Genomic DNA, 26,955 nt, shown 5'->3' on the forward strand with positions numbered 1-26,955 from the left:
GCAATCGCAAAACCTTCATGTCGGAGCAGCGCGAAATGATTCCTCTCCCACGTCCGTTCAGTGGAACCCTCTCCGATATCGACCTCGCCTTGCTGCGCGACTTCTCCGAGATCGTCTCGGCGGGCGGCATCACCGCCGCGGAGGCCCGGCTCGGCAAGGGCAAGTCGGCGATCAGTCTCGGCCTGACCAAACTTGAGAGCCGTCTCGGCCTTCGCCTCTGCGAGCGCGGCCGCTCCGGCTTCCGGTTGACCGAGCAGGGAGAACTGGTCCATTCGGCCGTGCTGGCTCTGTTTTCCGAGATCGGCCGCTTCACCGATTTCGTCGGCGCGGCCACCCGCCAGATCGAGGGCGCGATCAATGTCATGGCCGACGACAGCTTCGCCTTCGAGCTGGAAACGCCACTTGCCCGCACCATCGCCCGCGTGCACGAACACTTCCCCGGACTCCAGCTCAACCTGCGCATGACCGCGCCGGATCGAATCTTCGCCTCAGTGCTGGAGGGCAGCGCCGACCTCGGCTTCACCGCGCTGATCCGCCCGAGCGAGGCATTCGAGGCGGTGCCGGTCGGTCTCGAGGAGATGGGCCTCTTCTGCGGTCGCGGTCACCCGCTCTTCGGCGTCGCCGACGAGGCCCTCACCGAAGACGACCTCCGCCGCTACGATTTCGTCGCGGCCGAGGTGACGCAAGGCCCCGAGGTCACGGCCTTTGTCGGTGGCCTGCGGATCCGCGCCGCGGCGCCGACGATCCTGTCGCGAATGCTGCTCATCATCTCGTCGCGCTACCTCGGCTTTGCCCCGGTGGAGTTCGCGCAATACTGGGTTCGCAAGGGCTCGATCCGCGAGATCGCCATGCCGGCCGGACGCTACACCAACCAGTGCTACGTCATCCACCGCCGCGCCCGCCCCTTGGGCATCGGGGGCGGCATCTTCCGCGGCATCCTGCTCGACGAGCTGCGGTCGCGAAAAGTGGCATGAGGCGCACCGGTGGACGGGAGCGCGCGTCGGCAACGCCCGCGGTCGCCGCGGAGCAGCCCGGGCCGACATGTCACGATTGGCGCGCGCCGAGCAGCATCGGTCCGTACTCGATGAGAAAGAGGCCGAAGGCCGCGATCCAGAGGCCGCCGGCGAGGTCGAGCAGCGCCGGGGCGCCGAAGATGTCGGCGGCGGGCCGGGCGAGGGCGGCGGCGAACAGGCAGGCATAGGCGGCGACCGTCATGGGCGAGGCGGTGAGCGCGCGCCTTGTGTGGCCGCGCGTCGCCCGCGTCATTACCGCGAGCATCATCCCGGCGATCCCGCCGACCAGCATCGGGTGCATCGCTCCGGCCGGCGGCAGCCAGCCGACGGCGCCGGCGGCGAGGCCGAGAAAGCCGAGGACGACGAAGCCGAAGGCGACATGGAGCACGAGAAGCAGCGGCTCCGCCGCCGTCGCGAGCCCCCGCCACCGCGAGAGCCGCCAGGCGACGACGCCGGCGCCCGCGACGCCCGCGACCGCCGCCGGCGCGCCGACCGGCGCCACGACCCAGACGACGAGCGCGGCGAGGATGGCGAGGATCGCGATTCCGTCCTGCCGGTTGAAGGCGACCGGCAGCCGGGTCTCGCCGCGCTGCGCCAGCCAGTTGCGGGTGAAGCTCGGCACGATCCGCCCGCCGACGATCATGACGAGGAGCACGAACCCGGCGAGCGCCACCCGCGCCGAGACCGCGGCGGCGCCGGTGGTCAGCACCTCGGTGTGGAAGCCGAGGTTCGCGGTCCCGATCACGGCGATCGCGACGAGGATCTTCATGTCCTTCCACTTCCGCCCGACGACGAGCTCGCGCCCGCAGACCACGACCAGCACCGGCAGGAACAGCGCATCGACCGTCACCGCCGCCCCGACCCCGATCCATGGCACGGCGAGCATCGCCACGCGCCCGGCGAGCCACAGCGCCGCGAGCACCGCGAGCGGCGGCCCCGACAACGGCATCTGCCCGGTCCAGTTCGGGATCGCCGTCATCAGGAAGCCCGCGAGCACCGCCGCGCCGAAGCCGAACAGCATCTCGTGCCCGTGCCAGGCGACCATGCCGTAGGCGCCGCCGAGCGGCAGGCCGGCGGTCAGGGCGGCGATCCACAGCGCCATCGCCAGCACCGCGAAGGTTCCGGCGCCGAGGAAAAACGGCCGGAAGCCGTAGGAGAGGAACGCGGGCCCGGTGCGGCGCAGACCGCGCGGGATGCCGTGGCGTCGCGGCGCTTCGGCGACGGGCGCGGCCGGTCGGGTTGTGGACATGGCGGGTCTCCGTTAGTCTTTCCGTCGCAGCCGCCCGCCGCTGCGCCGCCGGGCGGGGCGGGCGCGTCCGCTGGCCGGGGGAGGTCTGCGATGCTCGATATCATGCTGCAACAGGCAGAGCCATTTCGCGGGCTGGAGCCTTGCGCGCTCGCCGAGGTCGCGCGCCACGCCAGCGCGCGCCGGCTCGCGCCCGGCGAGGCCCTGTTCGAGCAGGGCGCGCCGGCGGACCGCTTCTTTCTCGTCACCGAGGGCCGGTTCAAGGTCTCGATGATCATGCCGGAGGGCAAGCAGGTGCTGGTGCGCCTGGTCTTTCCCGGTGACTTCTGCGGCCTCGCCCTCGTCCTCGCCCGGCCGGACTATCCGGCGGCGGCCCAGGCGATCGTCGCGAGCCGCGCGATCGCCTGGCCGACGAGCTACTGGCCGGTGATGATCGAGACCCATCCCGCGGTCGCGCTCGACGCGACCCGCTCGCTCGGGCGTCACGTCGCCGAGGTGCATGCGCGGATCGCCGAGCTCTCGACCGCCGAGGTCGAGCGCCGCGTCGCACTCGCGGTGCTGCGTCTTGTTCATTGCGCCGGCGAGCCGGTGCCGGAGGGCATCCGGATCGATTTCCCGATCACCCGCCAGGACATCGCCGAACTGACCGGCGCGACGCTGCACAGCGTCTCGCGCATCGTCTCGGCCTGGGGCCGCCGCGGCATCGTCGGCCGCGGCCGGGCCCGGCTGGTCGTGCGCGACGTCGCCGGGCTCGGGCGCGTCGCCGAGGGCGAGAAGGCCTGAAGCCAGGCCGTCCGCCCTCCGCATCGCCGTTACTGACCGATCTGGGCGAAGGCCGCGTCGAAGCGTTCCTGCGCCTTCTTCGGGTTCTTCACCGCCTTCGCCGCCTCGAGGTTCGACGACGGATCGCCGACGACGACGAGCGCGACCATCCCCATCGGGAAGTGCGGCGTGCATTTGACGCCGTAGACGCCCTCGGTCGTGACCGTGAGGTCGAAGTTCTCGTTCATCTTCGCCTTGAAGCCCTCGACGCCGTCGGGGAGCATCCCCTTGACGCTCTCGACGTCGTGGCCCTTGTCGGTGGCGATGAAATGGACGACATCGCCAGGCTGGGCCTGGACGAAGCTCGGCTCGAAGACCATCGCGCCTTCCGCGCCCTTGTTCAGCATCTTCACCTCGATGTCGGCCGCCGAAGCGGCGCCGGCGATCGTGGCAAGGGCGGCGGCAGCCGCGAGCATCCCGTAGAGTCTCATTGTCCCCAGTCTCCCGTTTTCGCGGAGCCGTCCGAGACCCCGCCTTGGCGTTCGCGAACCCCTTTCCGCGAGGTCGATGTAGGGAATGCCGGCCGTCGCGACGTTGCGCCGGCGCAAACTTCGCACGATTTCGGGGCGTGAATTCCGGCGGCCGCCGCGGACCCGGCCGGTGGTCGCCTGTTTGCGCTGGCGCAAAGAACGCCGCCGCGCCGCGGAGCAGACAGGAGGGCACGGACGAACGCGAGGGAGAATGGGGTGCGGAGGGAGACTGCCATCGGGCGATTGACGGCCCTGCTCGTCGCGCTCGTCCTCGTCCTCCTCGCCGGCGTCGCGCAGGCAAGGACGCTTCCCGAGTTCCTCGCCGAGGCCGCCCCGGCCGACCTCTTTCCCGGCGCCGCGAGCTTCGGCGCGCCCGAGGGCGAGCCGGCGCTGGCGCCGGTCCTCGACGCCGGCGGGGCGCGGATCGGCTGGGTCTATCTCAACACCGATTTCACGACCTCGATCGGCTATTCCGGCAAGCCGATCCGCATCCTCGTCGGCATCGACGACGCCGGCACCGTGCGCGGGCTGAAGCTCGTCGAGCACCACGAGCCGATCGTGCTCATCGGCATCCCCGAAGCGAAGATCATGGCCGCGCTCAACGGCCTGATCGGGCAGGAGCTCGGCTCGGTCGCCGCCGGGACGGCCAAGCCGCCGCAGGTCGACATCGTCTCCGGCGCCACCGTCACCGTGCTCGTCATGGGCGACAGCGTCGTGCGCTCGGCGGTCAAGCTCATCCGCGGCGGCCGCCTCTCGGGCGGAGCCGCGACCGCGACGGCGCCCGCCGCGGTCGCGCGCGAGATCGACACGGGCAAGAGCGAGATCCGTGACTGGCAGGCACTGCTCGGCGACGGGTCGGTGCGGAGCCTGCGACTGACCATCGGCGAGGTTTCCCGGGCCTTCGCCGATGCGGGACAGCCAGCCGCCGCCAGCCATCCCGAGACGCCCAGCCCCGACGACCGGTTCATCGAGTTCTACGTCGCGCCGGTCTCGGTGCCGACGATCGGCCGCAGCCTGCTCGGCGACACCGCCTACGCGCGACTGGCCGAGAAGCTGAAGCCGGGTCAGGCGGCGTTCCTCGTCGCGGGCGACGGCGCCTATTCGTTCAAGGGCTCGGCCTACGTCCGGGGCGGCATCTTCGACCGCATCGAGCTGATCCAGGACGGGCAGGGGACCCGCTTCCGCGACCGCAACCACACCCGGCTGAACGACATCGCCGCCAGCGGGGCGCCGCATCTGAAGGAGATCGGGCTCTTCGTCGTGCCGGAGGACTTCGCGTTCGACGTGACCGCGCCCTTCGACCTCCAGCTCCTCGTCCAGCGCGGCACCGAGGGTCGCGACAAGGCGACGATCCCCTTCGACCTCGGCTATACGCTGCCGGAAGCCTATCTGCTGCCCGCGCCGCCCGTCCCGGCCGCCGCGCCCGCGCCGGCGCCCGCCGGCCTCGCCGACGAGGAGCAGGGCCCGCCGCTCTGGGTGTCGATCTGGCAGATGAACCGCGTCAACATTACCGTCGTCGGCGCCGCGATCGCGACGCTGAGCGGCATCTTCTTCTTCCAGAACACGCTCGCCCGCCGGCCGCGATGGCTGAAGGGCGTGCGCTACACCTACCTCGCCTTCACGCTGGTCTGGCTCGGCTGGTACGCGAACACCCAGCTCTCGGTCGTCAACGTTCTCACCTTCCTCAACGCGCTCGTCACCGGGTTCTCCTGGGAGTTCTTCCTCTCCGCTCCCCTCATCTTCATCCTCTGGGCCGCCGTCGCCGCCGGGCTCCTGTTCTGGGGACGCGGCCCCTTCTGTGGCTGGCTCTGCCCGTTCGGGGCGCTGCAGGAATTCGCGAGCCTCGCGGCGAAGAAGCTCCGGATCCCCCAGGTCCAGGTGCCATGGGCGATCCACGAGCGGCTCTGGCCGATCAAGTACATGATCTTTCTCGGCCTCTTCGGCCTCTCGCTCTATTCGCTGGCACATGCCGAGGTGCTGGCCGAGGTCGAGCCCTTCAAGACCGCGATCATCCTCAAGTTCAACCGCGAGCTCCTGTTCGTCGGCATCGCGCTGCTCTGGCTGCTGCCCGGCCTCTTCATCGAGCGGTTCTTCTGCCGCTATGTCTGCCCGCTCGGCGCGGCGCTGGCGATCCCCGGACGCCTCAGAATGTTCGAGTGGCTGAAGCGCTGGCCCGAATGCGGCTCGCCCTGCCACCGCTGCGCCAACGAATGCCCGGTGCAGGCGATCCACCCCGAGGGCAACATCAACGTCAACGAGTGCATCTACTGCATGCACTGTCAGGAGCTCTACCACTCCGAGACGCGGTGCCCGCACATGATGGTGGTCAAGGCCCGCCGCGACAAAATCGCCGGCTCGGGCGGACCGGGCCTGAAGATCCCGCCCGGTCCCCGCCCGAAACCCGCCCATTCCCACGCCAGCTGAAAGGAACCACGATGTCGACCGACGACAGCCTGAAACTCAACCGGCGCCAGATCCTCGGCTCCTCGGCGGCGGTCGCCGTCGCCGGCGGCGGCGGCCTCGGCGGCCTCGGCCTGCTCGGCACCCCCGCCCGCGCGGCGGAGGCGGCGGGCTCGTCCAACGTCGCGCCGGGCGAACTCGACGAATACTATGTCTTCACCTCGGGCGGCCACTCGGGCGAGATCCGCATCGTCGGCCTGCCCTCCATGCGCGAACTGATGCGCATCCCGGTCTTCAACCGCGAGAGCGCCACCGGCTGGGGCCAGACCAACGAGAGCCTGCGCGTGCTGACCGACGGCCTGCTGCCCGAGACCCGCGAGTTCCTCGCGCCCCGCGGCGGCACCTACCAGAACGGCGACCTGCACCATCCGCACCCGTCGCAGACCGACGGCACCTATGACGGGCGCTATCTCTTCGCCAACGACAAGGCCAACACCCGGGTCTGCCGGGTCCGCCTCGACGTGATGCGCTGCGACAAGATCGTGCAGATCCCGAACCAGCACACCGTCCACGGCCTGCGCGTGCAGAAGTATCCGCGCACCGGCTATGTCTTCGCGAACGGCGAGGACGGCGTGCCGCTGCCCAACGACGGCAAGATCCTCGACGATCCCAAACAGTACTGGTCGATCTTCTCGGCCGTCGACGGCGACACCATGGAGGTCGCCTGGCAGATCCGGGTCGATGGCAACCTCGACAACGTCGATGCCGACTACCAGGGCAAGTACGCCTTCGCCACCTGCTACAATTCCGAGGGCGGGGTCACGCTCGCCGACATGATGGCCTCGGACGAGGACTGGGTCGTCGTCTTCAACCTCAAGCGCATCGAGGAGGCGGTCGCCGCCGGCAAGGCCGAGATCATCAACGGCGTTCCCGTGCTCGACGGCACCCACGGCTCGGCCTTCACTCGCTACATCCCGGTGGCCAACAGCCCGCACGGTATCAACACCGCGCCCGACGGTATTCACGTCGTCGCCAACGGCAAGCTTTCGCCCACCGTCACCGTCTTCGACGTGCGCAAGTTCGACGACCTCTTCGACGACAAGATCCAGCCGCGCGACACCGTCGTCGCCGAGCCGGAGCTCGGCCTCGGGCCGCTCCACACCGCCTATGACGGGCGGGGCAACGCCTATACCACGCTCTTTCTCGACAGCCAGGTCTGCAAGTGGAACATCGAGGACGCCAAGCGCGCCTTCGCCGGCGAGCAGGTCGATCCCATCCGCCAGAAGCTCGACGTGCAGTACCAGCCGGGCCACAACCACTCCTCGATGGGCCAGACCAAGGAAGCCGACGGCAAGTGGCTGATCTCACTTAACAAGTTCTCGAAGGACCGTTTCCTCAACGTCGGCCCGCTCAAGCCCGAATGCGACCAGCTCATCGACATCTCGGGCGACGAGATGAAGCTCGTCCACGACAACCCGACTTTCGCCGAGCCGCATGACGCGACGATCGTCCACGCTTCCAAGATCAACCCGATCTCGATCTGGGACCGCGCCGATCCGTTCTTCGCCGAGACCGTGAAGATGGCCGAAGCCGACGGCATCGATCTCATGGTCGCCGGCGACATCATCCGCGACGGCGACAAGGTCCGCGTCTACATGACCTCCTCGGCCCCGGCCTTCAGCCTCGACAGCTTCACGGTCAAGCAGGGCGACGAGGTGACGGTCGTCGTCACCAACATCGACGAGATCGAGGATCTGACCCACGGCTTCTCGATCATCAACTACGGCATCAACTTCGAGATCGCGCCCCAGGCCACCGCCTCGGTCACCTTCAAGGCCGACAAGCCCGGAGTCTACTGGTACTACTGCTCGTGGTTCTGCCATGCGATGCACATGGAGATGAAGGGCCGGATGCTGGTGGAGCCCGCCGCCGCATGATCCGCGCCGTCCTCCTCGCCGCCCTGCTCCTGCCCGGCCTCGCCGCCGCCGAGACGCGCACGCTCGCGCCCGGCGACGACCTTGGCCGGGCGGTGGCGGCGGCGGCGCCGGGGGATACGCTCGTCCTCGCGGCCGGCACCCACGCCGGCCGCGTCACTCTCGACCGCCCGCTGACGCTCAGCGGCGAGCCCGGCGCCATCCTCGACGGCGGCGGCGCGGGCAGCGTGCTGACCGTCGACGCCCCCGGCGCCACCGTCACCGGCCTCACCATCCGCGCCTCCGGCTCCGATCGCGTGGCGATGGACGCGGGCGTGTTCCTGACCAAAGCCGCCAGGGGCGCGCTCGTCGAGGGCAATACCCTCGCCGACAACCTGCACGGCATCGTCCTCCAGGGCTCGCCCGACGTCACGGTCCGCGGCAACGACATCACCGGCCGCGCCGGCCGCCAGGCCGAGGCCGGCAACGGCGTGATGCTCTGGAACGCCCGCGGCGCGCTGATCGAGGGCAACCATGTCCGCCTCGGCCGCGACGGCATCTTCACCCGCGTCTCGAAGAAGGACATCTTCCGCGGCAACCGCTTCGAGAAGACCCGCTTCGCCATCCACTACATGTACACCACCGACAGCGTCATCGAGGGCAACGTCTCGATCGACAACACCGTCGGCTATGCGATCATGTTCTCCGACCGGGTGCGGATCCTCGGCAATATCTCCGACGGCGACCGCGACCTCGGGGTGATGGTCAATTCCTCCAACTACACGCAGGTCCGCGGCAACCGCGTCACCGGCCGCGCGCTCCCCGCCGCGCGCTGGCTCGCCGCCTCGCAGGGCGCCGACGACGACATGGCCTCGGGCGCATCCGCGGAGGCGCCCCCCGTCATCCACGCCGGCGGCGACCGCGTCGGCCCGGAGAAGTGCCTCTTCCTCTTCAACGCCAACAAGGGCGTGATCGAGGACAACGCCTTCGAGGGCTGCGCCATCGGCATCCATTTCACCGCCGGGGCCGAGGGCAACACCGTCGCCGGCAACGCCTTCATCGGCAACCAGAGCCAGGTGAAATACGTCGGCACCCGCAATCTCGACTGGTCCGCCGACGGCCGCGGCAACTACTGGTCGGACAACCCCGCCTTCGACCTCGACGGCGACGGCATCGCCGATGCCGCCTACCGCCCGAACGACATCATCGACCGGGTGATGTGGACCGCCCCGCAGGCCCGGCTCCTCGTCACCAGCCCGGCCGTGCAGGTGATCCGCTGGGCGCAGTCGCGCTTCCCCGCCACCCTTCCCGGCGGCGTCCTCGACTCCGCGCCGCTCATGTCCCCGCCGGAGGTCACCCCATGACCGAGACCGTCGCCCTCGCCGGCGTCACCAAGGCCTATGGCCCGATCGTCGCCGTGCGCGACCTTGACCTCGCACTCCACGCCGGCGAGGTGGTGGCGCTCGTCGGCCACAACGGCGCCGGCAAGACCACGCAGATCAAGATGATGCTCGGCCTCTCGCGACCCAGCGCCGGCACCGTGCGCCTGCTTGGCACCGACCCCGCCGGAGACGGCTTCGCCGCCCGCGCCGAGGTCGGCTACCTGCCGGAGAGCGTCTCCTTCCATCTCGCCCTCACCGGCCGCGAGACCCTCGCCTTCTACGCCCGGCTGAAGGGCCTCGACGCCCGCCATCTCGACCCGGCCTTCGCCGCCGTCGGCCTCGACGGCGGCGCTGCCGATCGCGCCGTCGGCACCTGGTCCAAGGGGATGCGCCAGCGTCTCGGCCTCGCCCAAGCGCTGCTCGGCCGCCCGCGCGTCCTCATTCTCGACGAACCGACCAGCGGGCTCGACCCCGCGCTTCGCCGCGAGTTCTACGCCATCGTCGCCGCCCGCGCCGCCGAGGGGGCGACCGTGCTCCTCGCCAGCCACGCCCTGACCGAGCTCGAAGGCCGCGCCGACCGCGTCGTCATCGTCAACCGCGGCGTCAAGATCGCCGACGGCACCCTCGACGAGCTGCGCCATCTCGCCGCGCTGCCCGTGAATGTCCGCGTCCGCCCGGGCGCCCCCCTCCCGGCCGACGGCTGGCGCCGCCTCCCGGACGGCAGCCTCGAGACCGAGGTCGCGCCTGCCGGCAAGCTCGCGCTCCTCGCGCGTCTCCTCGCCGTGCCGGGCGCGATCGCCGACATCATCGTCACCGAGCCGACGCTCGACGATCTCTACGCCCACTTCCTGCGCCGCGAGGCCGCCTGATGACCGTCATGACCGACGCAATCCCCCATGCCGCCCGCCGCGAGAGAGCAATGCCGACGATCATCACCCTCGCCGCGAAGGAAATCCGCGAGGGCATCCGCAACCGCTGGGTGCTCGCGACGACGCTCCTCCTCGCCGCGCTGGCGCTCACCCTCGCCCTCCTCGGCAGCGCCCCGACCGGCACGGTCGGCGCGAGCCGGCTCGACGTGGTGACCGTCAGCCTCGCCAGCCTGACGATCTTCCTCGTGCCGCTGATCGCGCTCCTCCTCTCCCACGACGCGATCGCGGGCGAGGCCGAGCGCGGCACGCTCCTCCTCCTCCTCACCTATCCAATCCGGCGCAGCGCTGTCATCTTCGGCAAGTTTCTCGGCCAGCTCGCCATCCTCGCCCTCGCCACCGTCGTCGGCTACGGCACGGCCGCGCTCGCCGTCGGCTGGAACCTCGGCGCCGCCGCGTGGGGGGCTTTCGCCGCGATGGTCGCCGCCTCGATCCTGCTCGGCGCCGTATTCCTCGCCCTCGGCCTGCTCGCCAGCACCCTCGTCCGCCAGCGTTCCACCGCCGGCGGCATCGCCATCGGCCTCTGGCTGCTGTTCGTGCTGATCTACGACATGGCCTTTCTCGGCCTGCTCGTGGCCTCGGGCGGGCACGCGCTGCCGCCGCTCCTGATCGACACGCTGCTCGCCCTCAACCCGACCGACGCCTATCGCCTGCTCACGCTCGGCGCCGCCGGCACCGGCGGCCTCACCGGCATCGGCGCCCTCGCCGGCCACACCGCGCTGACCCCGCCGCTTCTCGTCGCCGTCCTTCTCGCCTGGACGGCGGCCCCGCTCGCCCTCGCCGCCTTCGTCTTCGCCCGGAGGGAGCTTTGATGCGCCCGCTCGCCTTCGCCTTCGTCGCCCTCGCGCTCGCCGCCTGCGAGCCGGACGCCGAGAAGCCGGCGCCCCACACCCTCACCGACGCCGCGATCGGCCGCTACTGCGGCATGATGCTGACCGAGCACGAAGGCCCGAAGGGCCAGATCCTGCTCAAGGGCGTCGATGAGCCGGTCTGGTTCTCCTCCGCCCGCGACACCCTCGCCTTCACCCTCCTCCCCGAGGAGCCGAAGGACATCGCCGCGATCTACGTCACCGACATGGGCGCCGCCTCCTCCTGGGCCGAGCCCGGCGTCGACAACTGGACCGACGCCAAAACCGCGAGCTTCGTCATCGGCAGCGACGCCCAGAGCGGCATGGGCGGCGCCGAGGCCGTCCCCTTCGCCGACAAGGCCGCGGCGCAAGCCTTCGCCCGCGACCACGGCGGCGAGGTCTACGCCTTCGACGCCGTCCCGCCCGACGCCATCATCGCCGCCGCCGATGCCGACACCGACGCGGTCCCGGAAGCGGAGGCCGCCCATGACCACTGAGCGCCTGACCCGCCGCCGCGCCCTCGGCCTGCTCGCCGCCGCCGCCGGCCTGCCGCTCGTCCTGCGCGCCGGCCGGGCCACGGCCGAGGTCGTCACCTGGCACGGCCGCGCCCTCGGCGCCCCGGCGACGCTCGTCCTCCACCATCCGGACCGCGCCGCCGCCGAGCGTCTCGTCGCCGCCTGCGTGGTGGAGCTTGACCGGCTGGAGTCGATCCTCAGCCTCTACCGCCCCGACTCGGCGCTCTCCGAGCTCAATCGCGCCGGCGCCCTCGCCGCGCCGCCGCCCGAGCTCGTCGCCATTCTCGCCGACTGCCGCCGCTTCCACGCCGCCACGGCCGGCGCCTTCGACCCGACCGTGCAACCCCTCTGGCGGCTCTATGCCACCCATTTCCAGGGCGGCGGCGGCGCGGAGGGCCCAGCCCCGGCCGCCCTCGACGCGGCCCTCTCCCGCGTCGGTCTCGACGCCGTGCACGCCAGCCCCGACCGCGTCGCCCTCACCCGGCCGGGGATGGCGCTGACGCTCAACGGCATCGGCCAGGGCTGGATCACCGACCGCGTCGCCGACCGCCTGCGCGCCGCCGGCGTCACCTCGACCCTCGTCGACATGGGCGAGATCCGCGGTGTCGGCCCGCGCCCGTGGCAGGTGGCCATCGCCGGCACCGACGCGGTCGTCCCGCTGACCGACCGCGCCATCGCCACCTCGGCGCCGCGCGGCTTCGCCTTTGATCCCGCCGGCCGCTTCACCCACATAATCGACCCGCGCAACGGCGCCACCCCGGCCCGTTTCTCCCGGATCACCGTCACCGCCCCGACCGCGGCCGAGGCCGACGCCCTCTCGACCGGCTTCGCCCTGACCGCGGACGCGCCGGCGCTGCCCGGGATCACCGTCGAGCGGGTCGCTTCATGAGGCGCGGCTGAACCGCCCGCCGGCGGCGAGATAGCCGTCGAAGGCGCTCGCCACGATCCGGGCGAGCGGCACCCCCTCGGGCCGGATCGTCAGCCCGCCCGCGTCGAGCGCCACGAACGCGCCGAACCGAGCGGCGACCGCCTCCGCCTCGGTCCTGAGCGCCGCGCCATCGGGGCCGAGGGCGGCGAAATCGAGGCGGAAGTCGCAGAGCAGCATCTCGATCGCCCGCGCGCGAGACCGGTCGTCGGCGTCGAGCGCGTGGCCGCGGGCGCCCGGCAGTTCGCCCTCGGCGATCCGCCCGTGCCAGGCCGGGGTCGCCGCCGCGTTCTGGACGTAGCCGCCGGCGAAGCGCGAGATCGACGAGGCGCCGAGGCCGATCAGCGTCGGGCAGACATCGTCGGTATAGCCCTGGAAGTTCCGCCGCAGCCGTCCGGTGCGCGCCGCGAGGTCGAGGCCGTCGCCCGGCCGGGCGAAATGGTCGATGCCGATGCGCCGGTAACCGGCCGCCTCGAACGCGCCCGCGGCCAGCGACGCGAGGTCCAGCCGCGCGGCATCGCCGGGAAGGGCGGCCTCGTCGATGAGCTTCTGGCGCTTCGAGGCCCAGGGGACATGGGCATAGCCGAAGATCGCCGCCCGCTCGGGGGCGAGCGTCAGGACGTGCTCCACCGTGGCGGCGAGCCGGGCGGAGGTCTGGTGGGGGAGGCCGTAGACCAGATCGGCGTTGAGCGAGGCGATGCCGGCGGCGCGGAGGTCGTCGACGGCGCGGCGGGTCGCGTCGAAGCTCTGGAGCCGGCCGATGGCCGCCTGCACGGCCGGGTCGAAGTCCTGGATGCCGAGGCTCGCCCGGGTGAGGCCTTCCTCGGCCAGCGCCACGATCCTTGCGCGATCGACCAGTGTCGGGTCGATCTCGACGGAAAAGTCGAAGTCCGCCGCCGGCGGGATCGCCGCCCGGACCGCCGTGGCGAGGCGGTGCACGAGGGCGGCGGGCAGGATCGTCGGGGTGCCGCCGCCCCAGTGCAGGCGCCCCATGCGGGTGCCCGGAGGCAGGCGGGCGGCGACGAGGGCGAGCTCGGCTTCCAGTGCCTCGACATAGGCCTCGACCGGGGCGAGGGTCCGGGTGCCTTGGGTGTGGCAGGCGCAGAACCAGCAGAGCCGCTCGCAGAAGGGGATGTGGACATAGACCGAGACCGGGAGCGCGGGGTCGAGAGCGGCGAGCCAGTCGCCCTGTTCCCGCGCGCCGACGCCGGGCGAAAAGTTGGGCGCGGTCGGGTAGCTCGTGTAGCGCGGCACGCGGCTGTCGAGGATGCCGAGGGCGGCGAGGCGCTCATGGTGTTCCATGTCCGCTTCTCGCCCGCGTCGGCGGGCCGGTCATTGTGCGAGATCAAGCTTCGCGGCCGAAAGGCCGCCTCAGGGCGCCTCGTCGGCCCTGGCCATCAGGCCGCGGATGTGGCGGGCGAAGGCCCAGGTGGCGGGGAGGCCGAGGACGAGGCCGCCGACAACGGACCAGCCGGGGGTGAGAACCGGCCAGCCGACCCAGCTTCCCACGAGCGACAGAAAGAACAGGTTCAGCGCCGCCGCGCCAGCGGCGAAGGGATAGATGATGGCGAGCAGGCGCCACCCCGGGTTCAGCGGCGGGCGATCAGCCATTGCGCGGCTCCGAGCCCGAGGACGAGGCCGAGGGCGGCGAGGGCGTAGGAGACCGCGGCCGCGTCGGTCTGCGCCTCCGGCACCGGCGGCGTGAAGGCCTCGGCGAGGGCGGAGCCGGGCAGGAGGGCGAGGAGGGGCAGCAGGCGGCGCATGGGGTCAGGTCTCCATCGTCAGGGTCTGGTAGATCTCGGGCAGCGCGCGGGGCAGGCGCGCGGGGTCGGGCAGGAGCGTGAAGCCGCCGCGGCCGAAGATGCGGGCGAACCAGTCCTGCCCGTCGGCGTCGACGACGACGCCGTGGACCGACAAACCGAGGCCGCGGGCCTCGCGCACCGCCACGCGGCTGTCCTCGATGCCGTGGGTGCCCTCGTAATGGTCGAGATCGTTGGGCTTGCCGTCGGTCAGCACGAGCAGGAGGCGCCGCGCGGCCGTCTCCCCGCCGAGCATCGCCGAGGCGTGGCGGATCGCGGCGCCGAGGCGGGTGTAGTGGTCGGGGCGGAAGCCGCCGATCCGGGCGGTGACGGCGGGTGACATCGGCTCGTCGAAGGCCTTGGCGCGGGTCAGGAACACCCGGTCCCGGCGGAGCGAGGCGAAGCCCCAGATGCCGAGGCGGTCGCCGGCGGTGTCGATGCCGGCGGCGAGCGCGGCGAGGGCGTGGCGGGCGGTGTCGATCACCGCGGCATCGCCGATGACGGCTTCCGTCGAGCGCGAGCAGTCCATCAGGAAGGCCACCGACAGGTCGCGCGCGGTGGCGCGCGACGCCTGCCAGACGCGGTCGGAGCCGGTGGCGCCGGCGCGGACCGCGACCCGGCTCGCCACCGCGGCGTCGAGGTCGAGGTCGTCGCCGTCGATCTGCCGCGAGAGGAGCACGCGCCGCGGGTGCAGCGGCTCGAACTGCCGCCGAACGCGGGCGACGAGGCGGGCGTCGGGGACGAAGCCGGTCCCCGGCGTGCCCTCGGCCTCGAGCACGCAGGTATGGTCGGGCATCATCGCCCGCGCGCGGTGGTTCCATTCCGGATAGGTGAAGCGCCCCGCCAGCCGCTCGTGATCGGCGTCCTGTGGCGCGAGATCGAGGTGGAGTCGCAGGCGCGAGGCGGCGCGGCGCACATGGTCGGAGAGGGTGATGTGGTCGTGGTCGTCCGCCGCCTTCTGGGCGTTCTCGGCGTCATCGTCATCGGTGGCGCGGTTGATGTTCAGGCTCTCCGCCCAGGACATGATCGACTCGAATCGGTGCAGGATGAAGCTGTCCTTGCGATTCGCCTGGTCGCGCTCCTCGCGCTTGCCGGTCTTGCGCGTCGTGATGGGCAGCGACGGCGCCGGCCGGTCGTCGGCGTCGGCCGCGGGCGCGCGGCCGGCTTCGGGGCGGACGAAGCGGAGCAGGATCGGCACCGGCGCCCAGGTGCGGTAGCCGCGCGGCGCCCGGCCGGTCGGGGCGAGGTCGGTCGGGACAAGGTCGGGCGCGCCGCCGCCGAGGACGGCGCGGACCAGCGCCTCGACCTCGGCCTCGGCGGCGGGAATGGGACCGCGCCGCCGCCCGGAGCGGACCGCCGCCGCCATCGCGGCCTCGGCCGGGGCGAGCCCGGGGCAGAGGCGGCGCGCGGTGTCGGCGGCGACGGCGAGTGCTGCGAGCTCGGCGAGATCGGCGCGGAGCGGGTCCGGCTCGGGCGCCGGCGGGCGGGCGCAGGCGGCGAGGGCGGCGAGCCAGAGATAGGCGGCGCGGTTCAGCGCGCGCGAGGGGAAGGCGTCGATGACCGGCGGCAGGCGCAGTCGGTCGCCGGAATAGTCGGCGACGTGCATCGTCTCGTGCTTGGCGCCGATCTCCAGCGGCCGGCGGTGGCCGGGGTTCGTCGCGGGGGCCGCGACGATCTCCGTCGAGGCCGCGCCACCGAGGCCGCGAAAGACGGCGGCGATGCTCGGCCTGAGCGGTTCGAAGGCGACGGCGACATCGGTGGCGGCGGCCGGCGCGCGGCTCGCCCAGTCGTGCCAGAGGTTGCCGACCGTCTCCTCCGGCTCCATCAGGTCGAGCGGCCGGATCATCGCGGCCTACCCGTAGACCGTGGCGGCGAGGTCGCGCAGCGCCTGCTGCGTCTCGGGCTCGTCGCTGAGCGGCGCGACGATCGCGGTTTCGAGCGCGCGGTCGACGGTCATGCCGCCGGCGATCAGCGTGCCGGCGTAGACGAGGAGGCGCGTCGAGACGCCCTCCTCCAGATCCATGCCCGAGAGTTTGCGGATGTGCCCGGCGAGACGCACCAGCCCGCCGGCGCGGGCGGGGTCGAGGCCGGTCTCGGCGACGAGGACGGCGGTCTCGGTCTCGGGGTCGGGGAAGGTGAAGCCGATCGAGACGAAGCGCTGGCGGGTCGAGGGCTTCAGCTTCTTCAGGATCGACTGGTAGCCGGGATTGTAGGAGGCGACGAGCATGAAGGACGCCGGCGCCGCCAGCTCCTCGCCGGTGCGGTCGACGACGAGGCGCCGTCGGTCGTCGGTCAGGGGATGGAGCACGACGGTCACGTCCTTGCGCGCCTCCACCACCTCGTCGAGATAGCAGATGCCGCCCGCCCGCACGGCGCGGGTCAGCGGACCGTCCATCCACTCCGTCTCCCCGCCGCGCAGCAGGTAGCGCCCGATCAGGTCGGCGGCGGAGAGGTCGTCATGGCAGGCGACGGTGAAGAGCGGCAGCCCGAGGCGCGCGGCCATGTGCTCGACGAAGCGGGTCTTGCCGCAGCCGGTTGGCCCCTTGAGCAGCAGCGGCAGCCGGTGGCGGTGCGCCGCCTCGAAGACGGCGCACTCGTCGGTGGTCGCGCGGTAGAAGGGGATCGCGGGGCGCGGGGCTTCGGCGTTCATCTCGCCTCACTCACCGGGAACGGCGACCGGGCCGGGCTTGATGACCTCCCGCCGCAGCACGACCTGGCTGTAGATGAAGAGGAGCGCCCCGACCACGACCGTGAACCCGGCCGCGAAGCGCATCGCGTAGAAGAGGCCGAGCTGATCCTGCACCTCCATGTAGGTCATGCCCATCACCCGTTGCAGGTGGGTCTGGACGACGCCCGCGAAGGTCAGCGTGAAGGTCATGAAGGCCATGCCGCTCGTCATCAGCCAGAAGGACGCCATGTTGAGGACCTGGTTGTAGGGCGCGTGGTGGCGCAGCACCGGCATCGCGTAGCTGATCATCGCGAGGTTCAGCATCACGTAGGCGCCGTAGAAGGCGAGATGCCCGTGCGCCGCCGTCACCTGCGTCCCGTGGCTGTAGTAGTTCACCCCGTGGACGGTGTGCAGCAGCCCCCAGACCCCGGCGCCGAAGAAGGCGACGACCGAGCAGCCGAGCGACCAGAGCAGCGCCGCCTTGTTGGGATGGTTCTTCTTCCCCTTCCAGACCATGATGAAGGCGAAGCTCATCATCGCGAAGAACGGCGCGACCTCGAACATCGAGAAGATCGTCCCGGTCCACTGCCAGTAGGCGGGCGTGCCGATCCAGAGATAGTGGTGGCCGGTGCCGAGGATGCCGGAGAAGAGCGCGCAGGAGACGATGACGTAGAGCCATTTCTCGACCACCTCGCGGTCGACGCCGGTCATCTTCAGCATCAGGAAGCCGAGGATCGCCGCCATCACCAGCTCCCAGGTCGCCTCGACCCAGAGATGGACGACGAACCACCAGTACATCTTGTCGAGCGCGAGATTGTCCGGGTTGATGAAGGCGAAGACCCAGAGCAGCGACAGCAGCCACAGCCCGAGGAGCAGGATGTTGGTGATCGCGGTTCGGCGCCCGGCGAGCGCGGTCAGCGAGACGTTGGCGAGAAAGATCAGCGCCGCGACGAGGATGCCGAACTTGACCCAGAGCGGTTGTTCGAGGAACTCGCGACCGCCGTGGATGCCGGCGAGGTAGCTCACGACGGCCCCGAGGGTGCCGACGACGAGAATCGCGAGTTGGATGTAGGCGAGCTTCGTCGAGAACAGCTCGCGCTCCGCCTCCTCCGGCAACAGGTAGTAGGTGCCGCCGAAGAAGCCGAGCAGCAGCCACACGATCAGCGCGTTGGTGTGGATCATGCGGATGACGTTGAAGGGCAGCGTCTCGGAGAGCGTGTTCGGCGAGACGTAGATCCAGCCGGCGAGGAGGCCGCCGAGCACCTGGATCGCGAAGAGGCCCATCGCGACGTAGAAATACGCCAGCGCGACCTTCTGGGACTGGTACTTCATCTCGTTCCCCTTCACCCGGCGTCGTTGGGCGGCCAGCCCTGCGTGTCGTTATGGTCGGCCCAGCGCAGGAATTCCGACAGGCCGCGGATCTCCTCGTCGCTGAGCGCGAAATGCGGCATCTGCCGGCGGCCCTCGGCGCCGGAGGGCTGCGCCTCGATCCAGCCCTTCATCGCCTCGAAGGCGGCGTCGGGGTCGTCGTAGACGCCCCAGCGCGTCGTGACGTTGCCGACCTCGGGCGCGAAGTAGGCGCCCTCGCCGTGCAGCGTGTGGCAGTTGATACAGCTCTCGCGTTCCCAGACGTGCTTGCCGAGGATGACCTCGTCGGTCAGCGGCAGCGCGACGGTCGATTTCGTCACGATGTAGTGGTGGCTTTGCCAGGCCAGCAGCACGAAGATCCCGGCGAAGAACAGAGACCCGCCGTAGAACACATTCCGCGCCCGTGCTTTGGTGAGGAATTCCGACATCCCGCTCCCTACTCCCGGTGGTTGCAGTCCCTCTGGGTAACGCCGGCGCGAGGCGGCAACGTTGCGCCAGCGCAAAGAAGCTGGCCGTCGGCGTGGGCACGCTCGACCGCACGGAGGATGCGCGCCCATGACCGCCAATATCGACGACCCCGACCTGTCGCTCGCCGAGCTGTTCTGGTGCTGGCCGGACGTCGCGCCGGTGTTCTGGCGCCACCGCTCCGCCTGCGTCGGTTGCCCGATCGCGCCGTTCCACACCGTCCTCGACACCTGTGCCGAGTACCGCCTGGACGAGGCCGCGTTCCGCGCCGAGCTTCGCGCCGCGGCCGGCGCTACGTCGCCGCCCCGCTCAGCACCACGAGCCGGTGCGGCGCGGTCACGGTGATGCGGCGGCGCGCGCTCTGCACGATTCCCTCGCGCTCCCAGGCCGAAAGCAGCCGGCTGACGGTGTGGAGCGTCGTGCCCGTCATCTCGGCGATATCGGCGCGGGTCACGGGAAAGCCGATCTCGATCCCGGCCTCGGTCGCGCGGCCCGACTGGTTCGCCATGCGCAGCAGGGCGGAGGCCACCCGCCGCTCCACCGCCTGCGTCGCCAGCTCCGTCACCCGCGTCTGAAACTCGCCGAGCCGGGCGCCGATGGTGCGGAAGGTCTCGGTCGTGAAACCGTCGTACCGGGTGTTGAAGTCGCCCCATAACCGCACCGGCCAGCCGAGCGCCAGCGACTCCGCCGCGGCGACGGCGGTCGCGGGATAGGTGTCGCGCCCCATCGCCGGGGCGATCCCGAAGAGCTGGCCCGGCGGGATGTGGAGCGCGATGACCTGCTCGCCTTCCGGCGTCGTGCGCACGACCCGGATGAAGCCGTCGAGGAGGAGATGAAACCGCTCCGCCGGTGTCCCCTCGCGGAACACCGCCGCCCCCTCCGGGTAGCGGCGCGGCGTCGCCTGGTCGAGGATCTCCCGCACCTCTCCCCGCGACAGGCGCGAGAAGGGGGGCAATCCGGTCAGCAGGCTTTCATCGAGCTTGGACAAGGCATCACCGGGCGCTGGTCATACCCGGTTAGCCGATCCTGCCCGATTGGGGAAGAGCGGTGATTGGCGGGCCGCCCGAAGGCCGCGGCCCGCCGGTTCCGCCTCAAATGCCTGTCCGGAAAGCCGGCGGGTCGGAGCATCGGGTCCTTTCGCCGGCCGGTGTGTCTTCGGCTCGACGAAATGCCCCCGCTGCTCCTCCGCCGCCGACCTCCCGGACAGACCCCGAGGGACGGGCCGGCCTACTCGGCCGGCGCCGCGTCCGCGGTTCCGGAGTGCATGATCGCGTCGTGCTCCGGCCCCTCGACGATCAGGTAGCCGGCGAGGCCGCGCTCGGCACGCGACAGCGCGTGGTCGACGAGGACGAAGGTGCCGGCCCGGTCGACCTTGAAGTCGACGACGGTGGAGCCACCGGGCGGCACGGTGATCGTCTGCACGTTGGTGATCGGCGGCGAGGTGATGCTGCCGAAGGTGTAGACGTTGTCGAAGATCTCGCCGATGACGTGGAACGACGAGGTGAAGTTAGGTCCGCCGACACCGAAGTAGATGCGCACCGTCTCGCCGGGATTGGCATAGAGCGGATGCCGCTTGGTCAGTGCCCCGACCGCGCCGTTGAAGACGAAGTATTCCGGGTTCTCCGAGATGAGCTTGTCATAGTCCATCTCCATCAGGCCGTGCGTCCCGAAGGGCTCGACGGTGTAAAGCTCGCCCTGCATCACGTAGAACTCGCGGTCGACCTGCGGCAGCCCGCCCTCCGGCTCGACGATGATCATGCCGTACATGCCGTTGGTAATGTGGTGGGCGACGCTCGGCGTGGCGCAGTGATAGACATAGACGCCGGGCTTCAGCGCCTGGAAGGTGACGGTGTTCTCCGCCCCCGGTTCGGTCTGCGTCCCATGCGCGCCGCCGCCCGGGCCGGTCGCGGCGTGGAAGTCGACCGAATGCATCATCACGCTTTCGGGCGCGTTCTTCAGCGTGACCTGCACGGTGTCCCCGACGCGGACGCGGATCATCGGCCCCGGAACCTTGCGGTTGAAGGTCCAGAACTCGTAGCTCGTCCCGTCGTCGAGCTTGCCGGTCAGCTCGACGGTCTCGAGCTCGACCTTGACCAGTTCGGGCTTGCGCGGCCCGATCGGCGGCGGCACGTCGCCGGGGTCGCGCACGACGTCGGCGACGCCGGCGTCCGCGTCCTCGCGCGAGCCGGCGATGACCTGGATCATCCCCTCCATGCCGGCGGCGCGGTGGCCGGCGATCGTGCAGAAATAGGCGAAATCGCCGGGCTTGTCGGCGAGGAAGGAGAAGGTCGACGAGGCGTTCTTGCCGATCACCCGCGACGAGCGGACGTTGTAGCCGTCGATGAAGACGTCGTGCTCGGCACCCTCGCCGTTGATGAGGTTCACCTGGACGAGTTCGCCCTCGTAGACGGTCAGCGTCGGGTTGACCTGCCCGTCGATGACGCCGCCGACCCCGACATAGACCATCCGCCCCTCGGCGATGCCGGTCTTCAAGGTGAAGGTCACCGGTGCGTGGTAGCTGACGCCTCCCGTCGGCGCCCCGGCGTTCGCCTCGGCGCCGGCGGCTCCGCCCGCGGCCGGAGCCGCCTGTCCGGCCGCCTCGGTCGCGGCGGCGTCGTGGCCATGCGTCTGCGTCTCCGCCTGCGCCGCGCGCGGCAGGGCGAAGGCCACGAGCATCAGGCAGAGCGCGGCCAGGAACGCCTGGCCGAAGTGTCGCCACAGGCGCGAGCGCGCCCCGGGCGGCAGTCCGATTCGTATTGTCATCCTTGATCCTCCGAGACTGGCGTGGGTGTCGCTTGCCTGCGCGCCACGCGGGATCGGGCCGGCCGCCGCGTCTTCACGGCCGCGTGACCCAGCCGGATCGTTCTATGGAGCGCGGTTCCCGGTCGTTGCGGAATCGCAAGGAAACGGGCAGCCGGTAATGGCAGGATGGCTGCGAGAGAGAGTGAGCGCGGGAGTGCAGCCTTGCCGCCGCCGGCACGTATCGTCCGACCTTCGGCCCGGCCCTGGGCCTGGCTGAACGGCGTCCTCGCCGCGCTGATCGCCGTCGCGGCCGTGATCGCGCCGGCGCAGCACGAGCGGATGATGCTCGGCCGCGCCGTCGCCGCGCTCGCGGCCGCCGCGGAGGTCGCCGCCCCGCCGCACGGACACGGCGACCAAGCCCGTCGCGGCGCCGAAGGCGCGGGCGGACACGACCATCTCGCCGCCCCCGCCTGTTTCGCCTGCCTGCTGATGGGGGCCCCGGGCCTGCCGGCGGTCGCCTTCGCCGGCGTCGCCAAGTACCCGGCCCGGGTCAAGTGTGCGCTGCTGGGCTGGATGGCTTTCAAAGATGCGCTGGCCCAGGCCAGCGGGGAAAAACATGCGCTGGCAGCCCGGACACGATCAAAGGAGACGGCCGAATGAGCACCCTGACGCCCGAAGAGCAGTTGCTGGTCGATGTCGAGGAGGCCATGCGCGACGTGGTGGACCCCGAGCTGGGCATCAACGTGGTGGACCTGGGCTTGGTCTACGGGCTCAACGTCGAGCAGGGCGAGCCCGGCAAGATCGCGTTGATCGACATGACCCTAACGTCCCCGGCCTGCCCGCTCACCGATGTCATCGAGGACCAGACCCGCACCGCGCTGGTGGGCGCGGGCCTGGTCAGCGAGATCCGGCTGAACTGGGTGTGGAACCCGCCGTGGGGCCCGGACAAGATCACCGACGACGGCCGCGAGCAGCTCCGGGCCCTGGGCTTCACCGTTTAGCGACTTCGGGCCCCGAATTCTCGACACCTCTCCCGCATATACCCCGTGGGGTATGATATCTCTGGGAACAACGCCGTTCCCGTCGGTGTTAGGAGAGACGTGGCTACCAAAGACATCACCGCGGCCGAGTTCGACGACCTGGTCAGCGGCAACGACATCGTTCTGGTGGACTTCTGGGCATCCTGGTGCGGTCCGTGCCGTGCCTTCGCGCCCACCTTCACCAAGGCGTCCGAGGCGCACCCCGACGTGGTGTTCGCCAAGGTCGACACCGAGGCCGAGCAGCAGCTCGCCGCGGCGGCGCAGATCCGTTCGATCCCGACCCTGATGGCGTTCAAGAAGGGCAAGCTGGTGTTCAACCAGGCCGGCGCCCTGCCGCCTGCGGCGCTGGAGGACCTGATCGCCAAGGTCAAGGAGTTCGACATCGACGCCGCCATCGCGGCGCAGCAGTCCGAATAGGGCACGCTACCGTGGGTCGGTGACCAGCGCATCGGCCTCTGAATTCGTCGTCGTCGACCGGCCCGGTGACGGCGTCGCCCGGATCACCCTGAACCGCCCGGAGCGGATGAACTCCATGGCGTTCGACGTGATGCTGCCGCTGCGCGACGTACTTCGCGACATCGGCAACCACAACGACGTCCGCGCGGTGATCTTGACCGGGGCCGGGCGGGGCTTCTCCTCGGGCGCCGACCACAAGTCCGCCGGAGCGGTCCCGCACGTGCAGGGCCTCACCCGCCCGACATTCGGGTTGCGCACCATGGAGATCCTCGACGACGTCATCCTGGGGCTGCGCCGGCTGCACCAACCGGTGATCGCCGCGGTCAACGGTGCGGCGATCGGCGGCGGGCTGTGCCTGGCGCTGGCCTGCGACATCCGGCTCGCGTCCACCGAGGCGTACTTCCGCGCCGCCGGCATCAACAACGGGCTGACCGCCAGCGAACTGGGGTTGAGTTACCTGCTGCCGCGGGCCGTCGGATCGAGCCGAGCCTTCGAGATGATGCTGACCGGCCGCGACGTGGACGCCGCCGAGGCCGAGCGCATCGGCCTGGTGTCGCGGGTGGTGCCGGGCGAGGAGCTGATCGGCGCGTGCGTCACAATGGGGGAGCGCATCGCCGCGTTCTCCCGGCCGGGTGTGGAACTGACCAAGCGAACTTTATGGTCGGGGCTGGACGCCGGTAGCCTGGAGGCACATATGCAGGCCGAGGGTCTGGGCCAGCTCTACGTGCGCCTGCTCACCGCAAACTTCGAGGAAGCGGTCGCCGCGCGCGCCGAGGGCCGGGCACCGGTCTTCACCGACGACAAGTAATGGAGCCCTACCGTTGATTACCGCGACGGACCTGGAGGTCCGCGCCGGTGCGCGCACGCTGCTGGCCGCCGACGGCCCGGCGCTGCGGGTGCAGCCCGGCGACCGGATCGGCCTGGTGGGGCGCAACGGCGCCGGCAAGACCACCACCATGCGCATCCTCGCCGGCGAGGGTGAGCCGTACGCCGGCACCATCACCCGCACCGGGGAGGTCGGCTACCTCCCGCAGGATCCCCGCGAGGGCGACCTGGACGTGCTGGCCCGCGACCGGGTGCTCTCGGCGCGCGGGCTGGACACCCTGCTCTCCGACCTGGAGAAGCAGCAGACGCTGATGGCCGAGGTGGCCGACGAGGCCGCCCGGGACAAGGCGGTGCGCCGCTACGGGCAGCTGGAGGAGCGGTTCTCCGCACTCGGCGGTTACGCCGCCGAAAGCGAGGCGGGACGGATCTGCGCCAGCCTGGGACTGGCCGATCGGGTACTCACCCAGCCGCTGCGCACCCTCTCCGGCGGTCAGCGCCGCCGGGTGGAACTGGCCCGCATCCTGTTCGCCGCCTCGGAATCCGGGGTGGCCGGGGGATCGACGACGCTGCTGCTCGACGAACCGACCAACCATCTCGACGCCGACTCGATCGGCTGGCTGCGCGATTTCCTGCGCAACCACACCGGCGGTCTGATCGTCATCAGCCACGACGTCGAACTGCTCGCCGATGTGGTCAACCGGGTGTGGTTCCTCGACGCCGTCCGCGGTGAGGCCGACGTGTACAACATGGGCTGGCAGAAGTACCTCGACGCCCGCGCCACCGACGAGCAGCGCCGGCGACGGGAACGCGCCAACGCCGAACGCAAGGCTGGTGCGCTGCGCGCCCAGGCCGCCAAGATGGGCGCCAAGGCCACCAAAGCGGTTGCCGCCCAGAACATGTTGCGCCGCGCCGACCGGATGCTGGCCTCCCTGGACGACGAGCGTGTCGCCGACAAGGTGGCCCGGATCAAGTTCCCCACCCCGGCCCCGTGCGGCAAGACCCCGCTGATGGCCAAGGGACTGACCAAGACCTACGGATCGCTGGAGGTGTTCACCGGAGTCGATCTGGCCATCGACCGCGGATCCCGGGTGGTGGTGCTGGGGCTCAACGGTGCCGGTAAGACGACGCTACTGCGGGTGCTGGCCGGCGCCGAGACCCCCGATGCGGGGCGGCTGGAACCCGGGCACGGTTGCAAGATCGGCTATTTCGCGCAGGAACACGACACCCTGGACAACGACGCCACCGTCTGGGAGAACATTCGCCACGCCGCCCCGGACACCGGCGAACAGGACCTGCGCGGGCTGCTCGGTGCATTCATGTTCACCGGCCCGCAGCTCGAGCAGCCGGCCGGAACCCTGTCCGGTGGTGAGAAGACCCGCCTGGCGCTGGCCGGGCTGGTGGCTTCGACGGCCAACGTGCTGCTGCTCGACGAGCCGACGAACAACCTGGACCCGGCGTCTCGGGAGCAGGTGCTCGACGCGCTGCGCAGCTACACCGGCGCCGTCGTGCTGGTCACCCACGATCCGGGTGCCGCCGAGGCGCTGGAGCCCCAGCGGGTGGTGCTGCTGCCCGACGGCACCGAGGACCACTGGTCGGCGGACTACCAGGAACTCATCGAGCTGGCCTGAGCCCCGGCCGCTCGGTCAGGACTGCTGCCGCACCGACTGTTCCACCAGGTCCAGCACCGCGCCCAGCTGCTCGGGATCGTCGCCGCTGGCCAGCCGGGCGACCAGGCCGTCGAGCACCAGGTCCAGGTAGGTCTGCAGCACCTCGCCGGGCACGTCCTCGCGCAGCCGCCCGGCGTCGCGCTGACGGCGCAGCCGCGCGCTGGTGGCCGCCGACAGCTCGGCCGAGCGTTCCGACCAGCCGCGGTGAAACGCCGGGTCGGTGCGCAGTTTCCGGGCGATCTCCATCCGGGTGGCCAGCCAGTCGTACTGATCCGGTGCGGCGAGCATGTCCCGCATCACCTGGATCAGGCCCTCCCGGCTGGCCACGTCGGCCATCCGCTCGGCGTCCTCGCGCGCCAACTCGAAGAACAGCGAATCCTTGTCCCGGAAGTGGTGGAAGATCGCCCCCCGGGACAGCCCGGTGGTCTCCTCCAGACGGCGCACCGTCGCCTTGTCATAGCCGTACTCGGCAAAACAGCGACGGGCGCCGTCGAGGATCTGGCGGCGGCGTGCGGCCAGATGGTCCTCGCTCACTTTCGGCATTGAGGTGGTCAGGCCTTCAGCATGTTGCGCAGCACGTACTGCAGGATGCCGCCGTTGCGGTAGTAGTCGGCCTCACCGGGGGTGTCGATGCGCACCACGCCGTCGAACTTCACCGTGGAGCCGTCTTCCTTGGTGGCGGTGACCTTGACGGTCTTGGGCGTCTTGCCGGCGTTGAGCTCCTCGATGCCGACGATGTCGAACGTCTCGGTGCCGTCCAGGCCCAGCGTCTTGGCGCTCTCGCCCTCGGGGAACTGCAGCGGGATCACGCCCATGCCGATCAGGTTGGACCGGTGGATGCGCTCGAACGACTCGGCGATGACGGCCTTGACGCCCAGCAGCGTGGTGCCCTTGGCCGCCCAGTCGCGCGAGGAGCCCGAACCGTACTCCTTGCCGCCGAGCACGACCAGCGGGATGCCGGCGCGCTGGTAGTTCATGCAGGCGTCGTAGATGAAGGCCTTCGGGCCGCCCTCCTGGGTGAAGTCCCGGGTGTAGCCGCCCTGGGTGCCCTCCAGGCCGATGGTGTCGAGCACCTTGTTCTGCAGCCGGATGTTGGCGAAGGTGCCGCGGACCATCACCTCGTGGTTGCCGCGACGGCTGCCGAGGGAGTTGTAGTCCTTGCGGGCCACCCCGTGTGAGTCGAGGTAGTCCGCGGCCGGGGTGCCCGGCTTGATCGGGCCGGCGGGGCTGATGTGGTCGGTGGTGACCGAGTCGCCCAGCAGCGCCATCACCCGGGCGCCGGTGATGTCGGACACCGGCTCGGGCTCCATCTTCATGCCGTCGAAGTACGGCGCCTTGCGCACGTAGGTGGAGGCGTCGTCCCACTCGAAGGTGTTGCCCGACGGCGTCGGCAGGTTCCGCCAACGCTCGTCGCCCTTGAACACGTCGGCGTAGCTGGCGGCGAACATGTCCCGGTTGATCGACG

The 26,955-nt window shown here is 70.8% G+C and carries 27 protein-coding genes and 1 pseudogene; 15 read left to right on the forward strand and 13 right to left on the reverse strand.

What is annotated here, in order from left to right; all coding sequences use genetic code 11:
• Positions 1 to 35 precede the first annotated feature (35 nt).
• The gene (locus tag Q0480_RS15925) at positions 36 to 974 is read left to right on the forward strand and encodes a LysR family transcriptional regulator (protein ID WP_299134388.1); all 939 of its coding nucleotides are present in this window, start codon (positions 36 to 38) and stop codon (positions 972 to 974) included.
• 70 nt (positions 975 to 1,044) lie between these two features.
• Here Q0480_RS15925 and Q0480_RS15930 read toward each other — a convergent pair whose 3' ends face one another.
• Positions 1,045 to 2,262, reverse strand: coding sequence for an NnrS family protein (locus Q0480_RS15930; RefSeq protein WP_299134389.1), 1,218 nt, complete (start codon positions 2,260 to 2,262; stop codon positions 1,045 to 1,047).
• 90 nt (positions 2,263 to 2,352) lie between these two features.
• On the opposite strand from Q0480_RS15930, the gene Q0480_RS15935 reads away from it, so the two are divergent.
• Positions 2,353 to 3,042 carry a Crp/Fnr family transcriptional regulator gene (locus Q0480_RS15935; RefSeq protein ID WP_299134390.1) on the forward strand — a complete coding sequence of 230 codons (690 nt, stop codon included), beginning with the start codon at positions 2,353 to 2,355 and terminating at the stop codon, positions 3,040 to 3,042.
• Positions 3,043 to 3,071: 29 nt separating this feature from the next.
• Here Q0480_RS15935 and Q0480_RS15940 read toward each other — a convergent pair whose 3' ends face one another.
• Positions 3,072 to 3,512 carry a pseudoazurin gene (locus Q0480_RS15940; protein WP_299134391.1) on the reverse strand — a complete coding sequence of 147 codons (441 nt, stop codon included), beginning with the start codon at positions 3,510 to 3,512 and terminating at the stop codon, positions 3,072 to 3,074.
• Between the two features lie 255 nt (positions 3,513 to 3,767).
• Between Q0480_RS15940 and Q0480_RS15945 the strand changes: the two genes are divergently transcribed.
• From Q0480_RS15945 to Q0480_RS15975, 7 genes are read left to right on the forward strand one after another with little or no spacing between them, the layout of a single operon-like run.
• Positions 3,768 to 5,975, forward strand: coding sequence for a NosR/NirI family protein (locus Q0480_RS15945; RefSeq protein ID WP_299134393.1), 2,208 nt, complete (start codon positions 3,768 to 3,770; stop codon positions 5,973 to 5,975).
• Between the two features lie 11 nt (positions 5,976 to 5,986).
• Positions 5,987 to 7,888: a TAT-dependent nitrous-oxide reductase gene (gene nosZ, locus Q0480_RS15950; RefSeq protein ID WP_299134395.1), complete on the forward strand. Its 1,902-nt coding sequence runs from the start codon at positions 5,987 to 5,989 to the stop codon at positions 7,886 to 7,888.
• Positions 7,885 to 9,228: a nitrous oxide reductase family maturation protein NosD gene (locus tag Q0480_RS15955; protein ID WP_299134398.1), complete on the forward strand. Its 1,344-nt coding sequence runs from the start codon at positions 7,885 to 7,887 to the stop codon at positions 9,226 to 9,228. The genes nosZ and Q0480_RS15955 overlap by 4 nt, the downstream gene beginning before the upstream one ends.
• Positions 9,225 to 10,115: an ABC transporter ATP-binding protein gene (locus tag Q0480_RS15960; RefSeq protein WP_299134400.1), complete on the forward strand. Its 891-nt coding sequence runs from the start codon at positions 9,225 to 9,227 to the stop codon at positions 10,113 to 10,115. The genes Q0480_RS15955 and Q0480_RS15960 overlap by 4 nt, the downstream gene beginning before the upstream one ends.
• Positions 10,115 to 10,984, forward strand: coding sequence for an ABC transporter permease subunit (locus Q0480_RS15965; protein ID WP_299134403.1), 870 nt, complete (start codon positions 10,115 to 10,117; stop codon positions 10,982 to 10,984). Before Q0480_RS15960 ends, Q0480_RS15965 begins: the two co-directional genes overlap by 1 nt.
• On the forward strand, positions 10,984 to 11,517 hold the full coding sequence (locus tag Q0480_RS15970; protein WP_299134404.1) for a nitrous oxide reductase accessory protein NosL: 534 nt from the start codon (positions 10,984 to 10,986) through the stop codon (positions 11,515 to 11,517). Before Q0480_RS15965 ends, Q0480_RS15970 begins: the two co-directional genes overlap by 1 nt.
• Positions 11,507 to 12,424 carry an FAD:protein FMN transferase gene (locus Q0480_RS15975; RefSeq protein WP_299134406.1) on the forward strand — a complete coding sequence of 306 codons (918 nt, stop codon included), beginning with the start codon at positions 11,507 to 11,509 and terminating at the stop codon, positions 12,422 to 12,424. The genes Q0480_RS15970 and Q0480_RS15975 overlap by 11 nt, the downstream gene beginning before the upstream one ends.
• Here Q0480_RS15975 and hemN read toward each other — a convergent pair.
• The 7 genes from hemN to Q0480_RS16010 form a co-directional block, all read right to left on the reverse strand.
• Complete coding sequence (hemN, locus tag Q0480_RS15980; protein WP_299134408.1) at positions 12,419 to 13,762, reverse strand: oxygen-independent coproporphyrinogen III oxidase; 1,344 nt, start codon at positions 13,760 to 13,762, stop codon at positions 12,419 to 12,421. The two genes, Q0480_RS15975 and hemN, sit on opposite strands and share 6 nt — an antisense overlap.
• Positions 13,763 to 13,831: 69 nt before the next feature.
• Positions 13,832 to 14,071, reverse strand: coding sequence for an NnrT protein (locus tag Q0480_RS15985; RefSeq protein WP_299134410.1), 240 nt, complete (start codon positions 14,069 to 14,071; stop codon positions 13,832 to 13,834).
• Positions 14,050 to 14,223, reverse strand: coding sequence for a protein NnrT (locus Q0480_RS15990; RefSeq protein ID WP_299134412.1), 174 nt, complete (start codon positions 14,221 to 14,223; stop codon positions 14,050 to 14,052). The genes Q0480_RS15985 and Q0480_RS15990 overlap by 22 nt, the downstream gene beginning before the upstream one ends.
• 4 nt (positions 14,224 to 14,227) lie before the next feature.
• On the reverse strand, positions 14,228 to 16,105 hold the full coding sequence (locus Q0480_RS15995) for a nitric oxide reductase activation protein NorD (RefSeq protein ID WP_299134413.1): 1,878 nt from the start codon (positions 16,103 to 16,105) through the stop codon (positions 14,228 to 14,230).
• A gap of 6 nt (positions 16,106 to 16,111) precedes the next feature.
• On the reverse strand, positions 16,112 to 16,909 hold the full coding sequence (locus Q0480_RS16000) for a CbbQ/NirQ/NorQ/GpvN family protein (protein WP_299134415.1): 798 nt from the start codon (positions 16,907 to 16,909) through the stop codon (positions 16,112 to 16,114).
• Positions 16,910 to 16,915: 6 nt separating this feature from the next.
• Complete coding sequence (locus Q0480_RS16005) at positions 16,916 to 18,259, reverse strand: cbb3-type cytochrome c oxidase subunit I (protein WP_299134416.1); 1,344 nt, start codon at positions 18,257 to 18,259, stop codon at positions 16,916 to 16,918.
• An 11-nt stretch (positions 18,260 to 18,270) separates the two neighbouring features.
• Positions 18,271 to 18,723 (reverse strand): cytochrome c, encoded by a 453-nt coding sequence (locus tag Q0480_RS16010; RefSeq protein ID WP_299134418.1) that lies wholly within the window; start codon positions 18,721 to 18,723, stop codon positions 18,271 to 18,273.
• 127 nt (positions 18,724 to 18,850) lie between these two features.
• Between Q0480_RS16010 and Q0480_RS16015 the strand changes: the two genes are divergently transcribed.
• Positions 18,851 to 19,105, forward strand: coding sequence for a DUF1858 domain-containing protein (locus Q0480_RS16015; RefSeq protein WP_299134420.1), 255 nt, complete (start codon positions 18,851 to 18,853; stop codon positions 19,103 to 19,105).
• Here the strand turns inward: Q0480_RS16015 and Q0480_RS16020 are convergent.
• Positions 19,053 to 19,748 carry a Crp/Fnr family transcriptional regulator gene (locus Q0480_RS16020; RefSeq protein ID WP_299134421.1) on the reverse strand — a complete coding sequence of 232 codons (696 nt, stop codon included), beginning with the start codon at positions 19,746 to 19,748 and terminating at the stop codon, positions 19,053 to 19,055. The two genes, Q0480_RS16015 and Q0480_RS16020, sit on opposite strands and share 53 nt — an antisense overlap.
• 239 nt (positions 19,749 to 19,987) lie before the next feature.
• On the reverse strand, positions 19,988 to 21,523 hold the full coding sequence (gene nirK, locus Q0480_RS16025) for a copper-containing nitrite reductase (protein ID WP_299134423.1): 1,536 nt from the start codon (positions 21,521 to 21,523) through the stop codon (positions 19,988 to 19,990).
• Positions 21,524 to 21,724: 201 nt separating this feature from the next.
• On the opposite strand from nirK, the gene Q0480_RS16030 reads away from it, so the two are divergent.
• From Q0480_RS16030 to Q0480_RS16050, 5 genes are all read left to right on the forward strand, one after another.
• A complete protein-coding gene (locus tag Q0480_RS16030) occupies positions 21,725 to 22,162 on the forward strand; it encodes a hypothetical protein (protein ID WP_299134424.1) in 438 nt (145 codons plus the stop codon).
• Positions 22,159 to 22,503: a metal-sulfur cluster assembly factor gene (locus Q0480_RS16035; RefSeq protein ID WP_083030482.1), complete on the forward strand. Its 345-nt coding sequence runs from the start codon at positions 22,159 to 22,161 to the stop codon at positions 22,501 to 22,503. Before Q0480_RS16030 ends, Q0480_RS16035 begins: the two co-directional genes overlap by 4 nt.
• 99 nt (positions 22,504 to 22,602) lie before the next feature.
• Positions 22,603 to 22,959 (forward strand): thioredoxin, encoded by a 357-nt coding sequence (gene trxA / locus Q0480_RS16040; RefSeq protein ID WP_083030481.1) that lies wholly within the window; start codon positions 22,603 to 22,605, stop codon positions 22,957 to 22,959.
• 19 nt (positions 22,960 to 22,978) lie between these two features.
• A complete protein-coding gene (locus Q0480_RS16045) occupies positions 22,979 to 23,806 on the forward strand; it encodes an enoyl-CoA hydratase (protein WP_083030480.1) in 828 nt (275 codons plus the stop codon).
• A 13-nt stretch (positions 23,807 to 23,819) separates the two neighbouring features.
• The gene (locus tag Q0480_RS16050) at positions 23,820 to 25,451 is read left to right on the forward strand and encodes an ABC-F family ATP-binding cassette domain-containing protein (protein WP_299134427.1); all 1,632 of its coding nucleotides are present in this window, start codon (positions 23,820 to 23,822) and stop codon (positions 25,449 to 25,451) included.
• Positions 25,452 to 25,466: 15 nt separating this feature from the next.
• Here the strand turns inward: Q0480_RS16050 and Q0480_RS16055 are convergent, their stop codons facing one another.
• Together Q0480_RS16055 and Q0480_RS16060 are read right to left on the reverse strand one after the other, a co-directional pair.
• A complete protein-coding gene (locus Q0480_RS16055) occupies positions 25,467 to 26,033 on the reverse strand; it encodes a TetR/AcrR family transcriptional regulator (protein ID WP_083030478.1) in 567 nt (188 codons plus the stop codon).
• Positions 26,034 to 26,041: 8 nt separating this feature from the next.
• Positions 26,042 to 26,955: pseudogene (locus Q0480_RS16060) on the reverse strand (aconitate hydratase); the annotation flags it as partial.

This window comes from uncultured Amaricoccus sp. (assembly GCF_937891315.1).
Classification (GTDB): Bacteria; Pseudomonadota; Alphaproteobacteria; order Rhodobacterales; family Rhodobacteraceae; genus Amaricoccus.

Bases quoted from the DNA above. Each gene is read 5' to 3' on its own strand.
- Q0480_RS15965 (WP_299134403.1), top strand. From the start codon at position 10,115: ATGACCGTCATGACCGACGCAATCCCCCATGCCGCCCGCCGCGAGAGA.
- Q0480_RS15995 (WP_299134413.1), bottom strand. From the start codon at position 16,105: ATGATCCGGCCGCTCGACCTGATGGAGCCGGAGGAGACGGTCGGCAAC.
- Q0480_RS16010 (WP_299134418.1), bottom strand. From the start codon at position 18,723: ATGTCGGAATTCCTCACCAAAGCACGGGCGCGGAATGTGTTCTACGGC.
- Q0480_RS15970 (WP_299134404.1), top strand. From the start codon at position 10,984: ATGCGCCCGCTCGCCTTCGCCTTCGTCGCCCTCGCGCTCGCCGCCTGC.
- Q0480_RS16000 (WP_299134415.1), bottom strand. From the start codon at position 16,909: ATGAACGCCGAAGCCCCGCGCCCCGCGATCCCCTTCTACCGCGCGACC.
- Q0480_RS16005 (WP_299134416.1), bottom strand. From the start codon at position 18,259: ATGAAGTACCAGTCCCAGAAGGTCGCGCTGGCGTATTTCTACGTCGCG.
- Q0480_RS15990 (WP_299134412.1), bottom strand. From the start codon at position 14,223: ATGCGCCGCCTGCTGCCCCTCCTCGCCCTCCTGCCCGGCTCCGCCCTC.
- Q0480_RS16055 (WP_083030478.1), bottom strand. From the start codon at position 26,033: ATGCCGAAAGTGAGCGAGGACCATCTGGCCGCACGCCGCCGCCAGATC.
- nosZ (WP_299134395.1), top strand. From the start codon at position 5,987: ATGTCGACCGACGACAGCCTGAAACTCAACCGGCGCCAGATCCTCGGC.
- Q0480_RS15975 (WP_299134406.1), top strand. From the start codon at position 11,507: ATGACCACTGAGCGCCTGACCCGCCGCCGCGCCCTCGGCCTGCTCGCC.
- Q0480_RS15930 (WP_299134389.1), bottom strand. From the start codon at position 2,262: ATGTCCACAACCCGACCGGCCGCGCCCGTCGCCGAAGCGCCGCGACGC.
- Q0480_RS16035 (WP_083030482.1), top strand. From the start codon at position 22,159: ATGAGCACCCTGACGCCCGAAGAGCAGTTGCTGGTCGATGTCGAGGAG.
- Q0480_RS15955 (WP_299134398.1), top strand. From the start codon at position 7,885: ATGATCCGCGCCGTCCTCCTCGCCGCCCTGCTCCTGCCCGGCCTCGCC.
- Q0480_RS15925 (WP_299134388.1), top strand. From the start codon at position 36: ATGATTCCTCTCCCACGTCCGTTCAGTGGAACCCTCTCCGATATCGAC.
- Q0480_RS15985 (WP_299134410.1), bottom strand. From the start codon at position 14,071: ATGGCTGATCGCCCGCCGCTGAACCCGGGGTGGCGCCTGCTCGCCATC.
- Q0480_RS16015 (WP_299134420.1), top strand. From the start codon at position 18,851: ATGACCGCCAATATCGACGACCCCGACCTGTCGCTCGCCGAGCTGTTC.
- hemN (WP_299134408.1), bottom strand. From the start codon at position 13,762: ATGGAACACCATGAGCGCCTCGCCGCCCTCGGCATCCTCGACAGCCGC.
- Q0480_RS15935 (WP_299134390.1), top strand. From the start codon at position 2,353: ATGCTCGATATCATGCTGCAACAGGCAGAGCCATTTCGCGGGCTGGAG.
- Q0480_RS15940 (WP_299134391.1), bottom strand. From the start codon at position 3,512: ATGAGACTCTACGGGATGCTCGCGGCTGCCGCCGCCCTTGCCACGATC.
- nirK (WP_299134423.1), bottom strand. From the start codon at position 21,523: ATGACAATACGAATCGGACTGCCGCCCGGGGCGCGCTCGCGCCTGTGG.
- Q0480_RS15960 (WP_299134400.1), top strand. From the start codon at position 9,225: ATGACCGAGACCGTCGCCCTCGCCGGCGTCACCAAGGCCTATGGCCCG.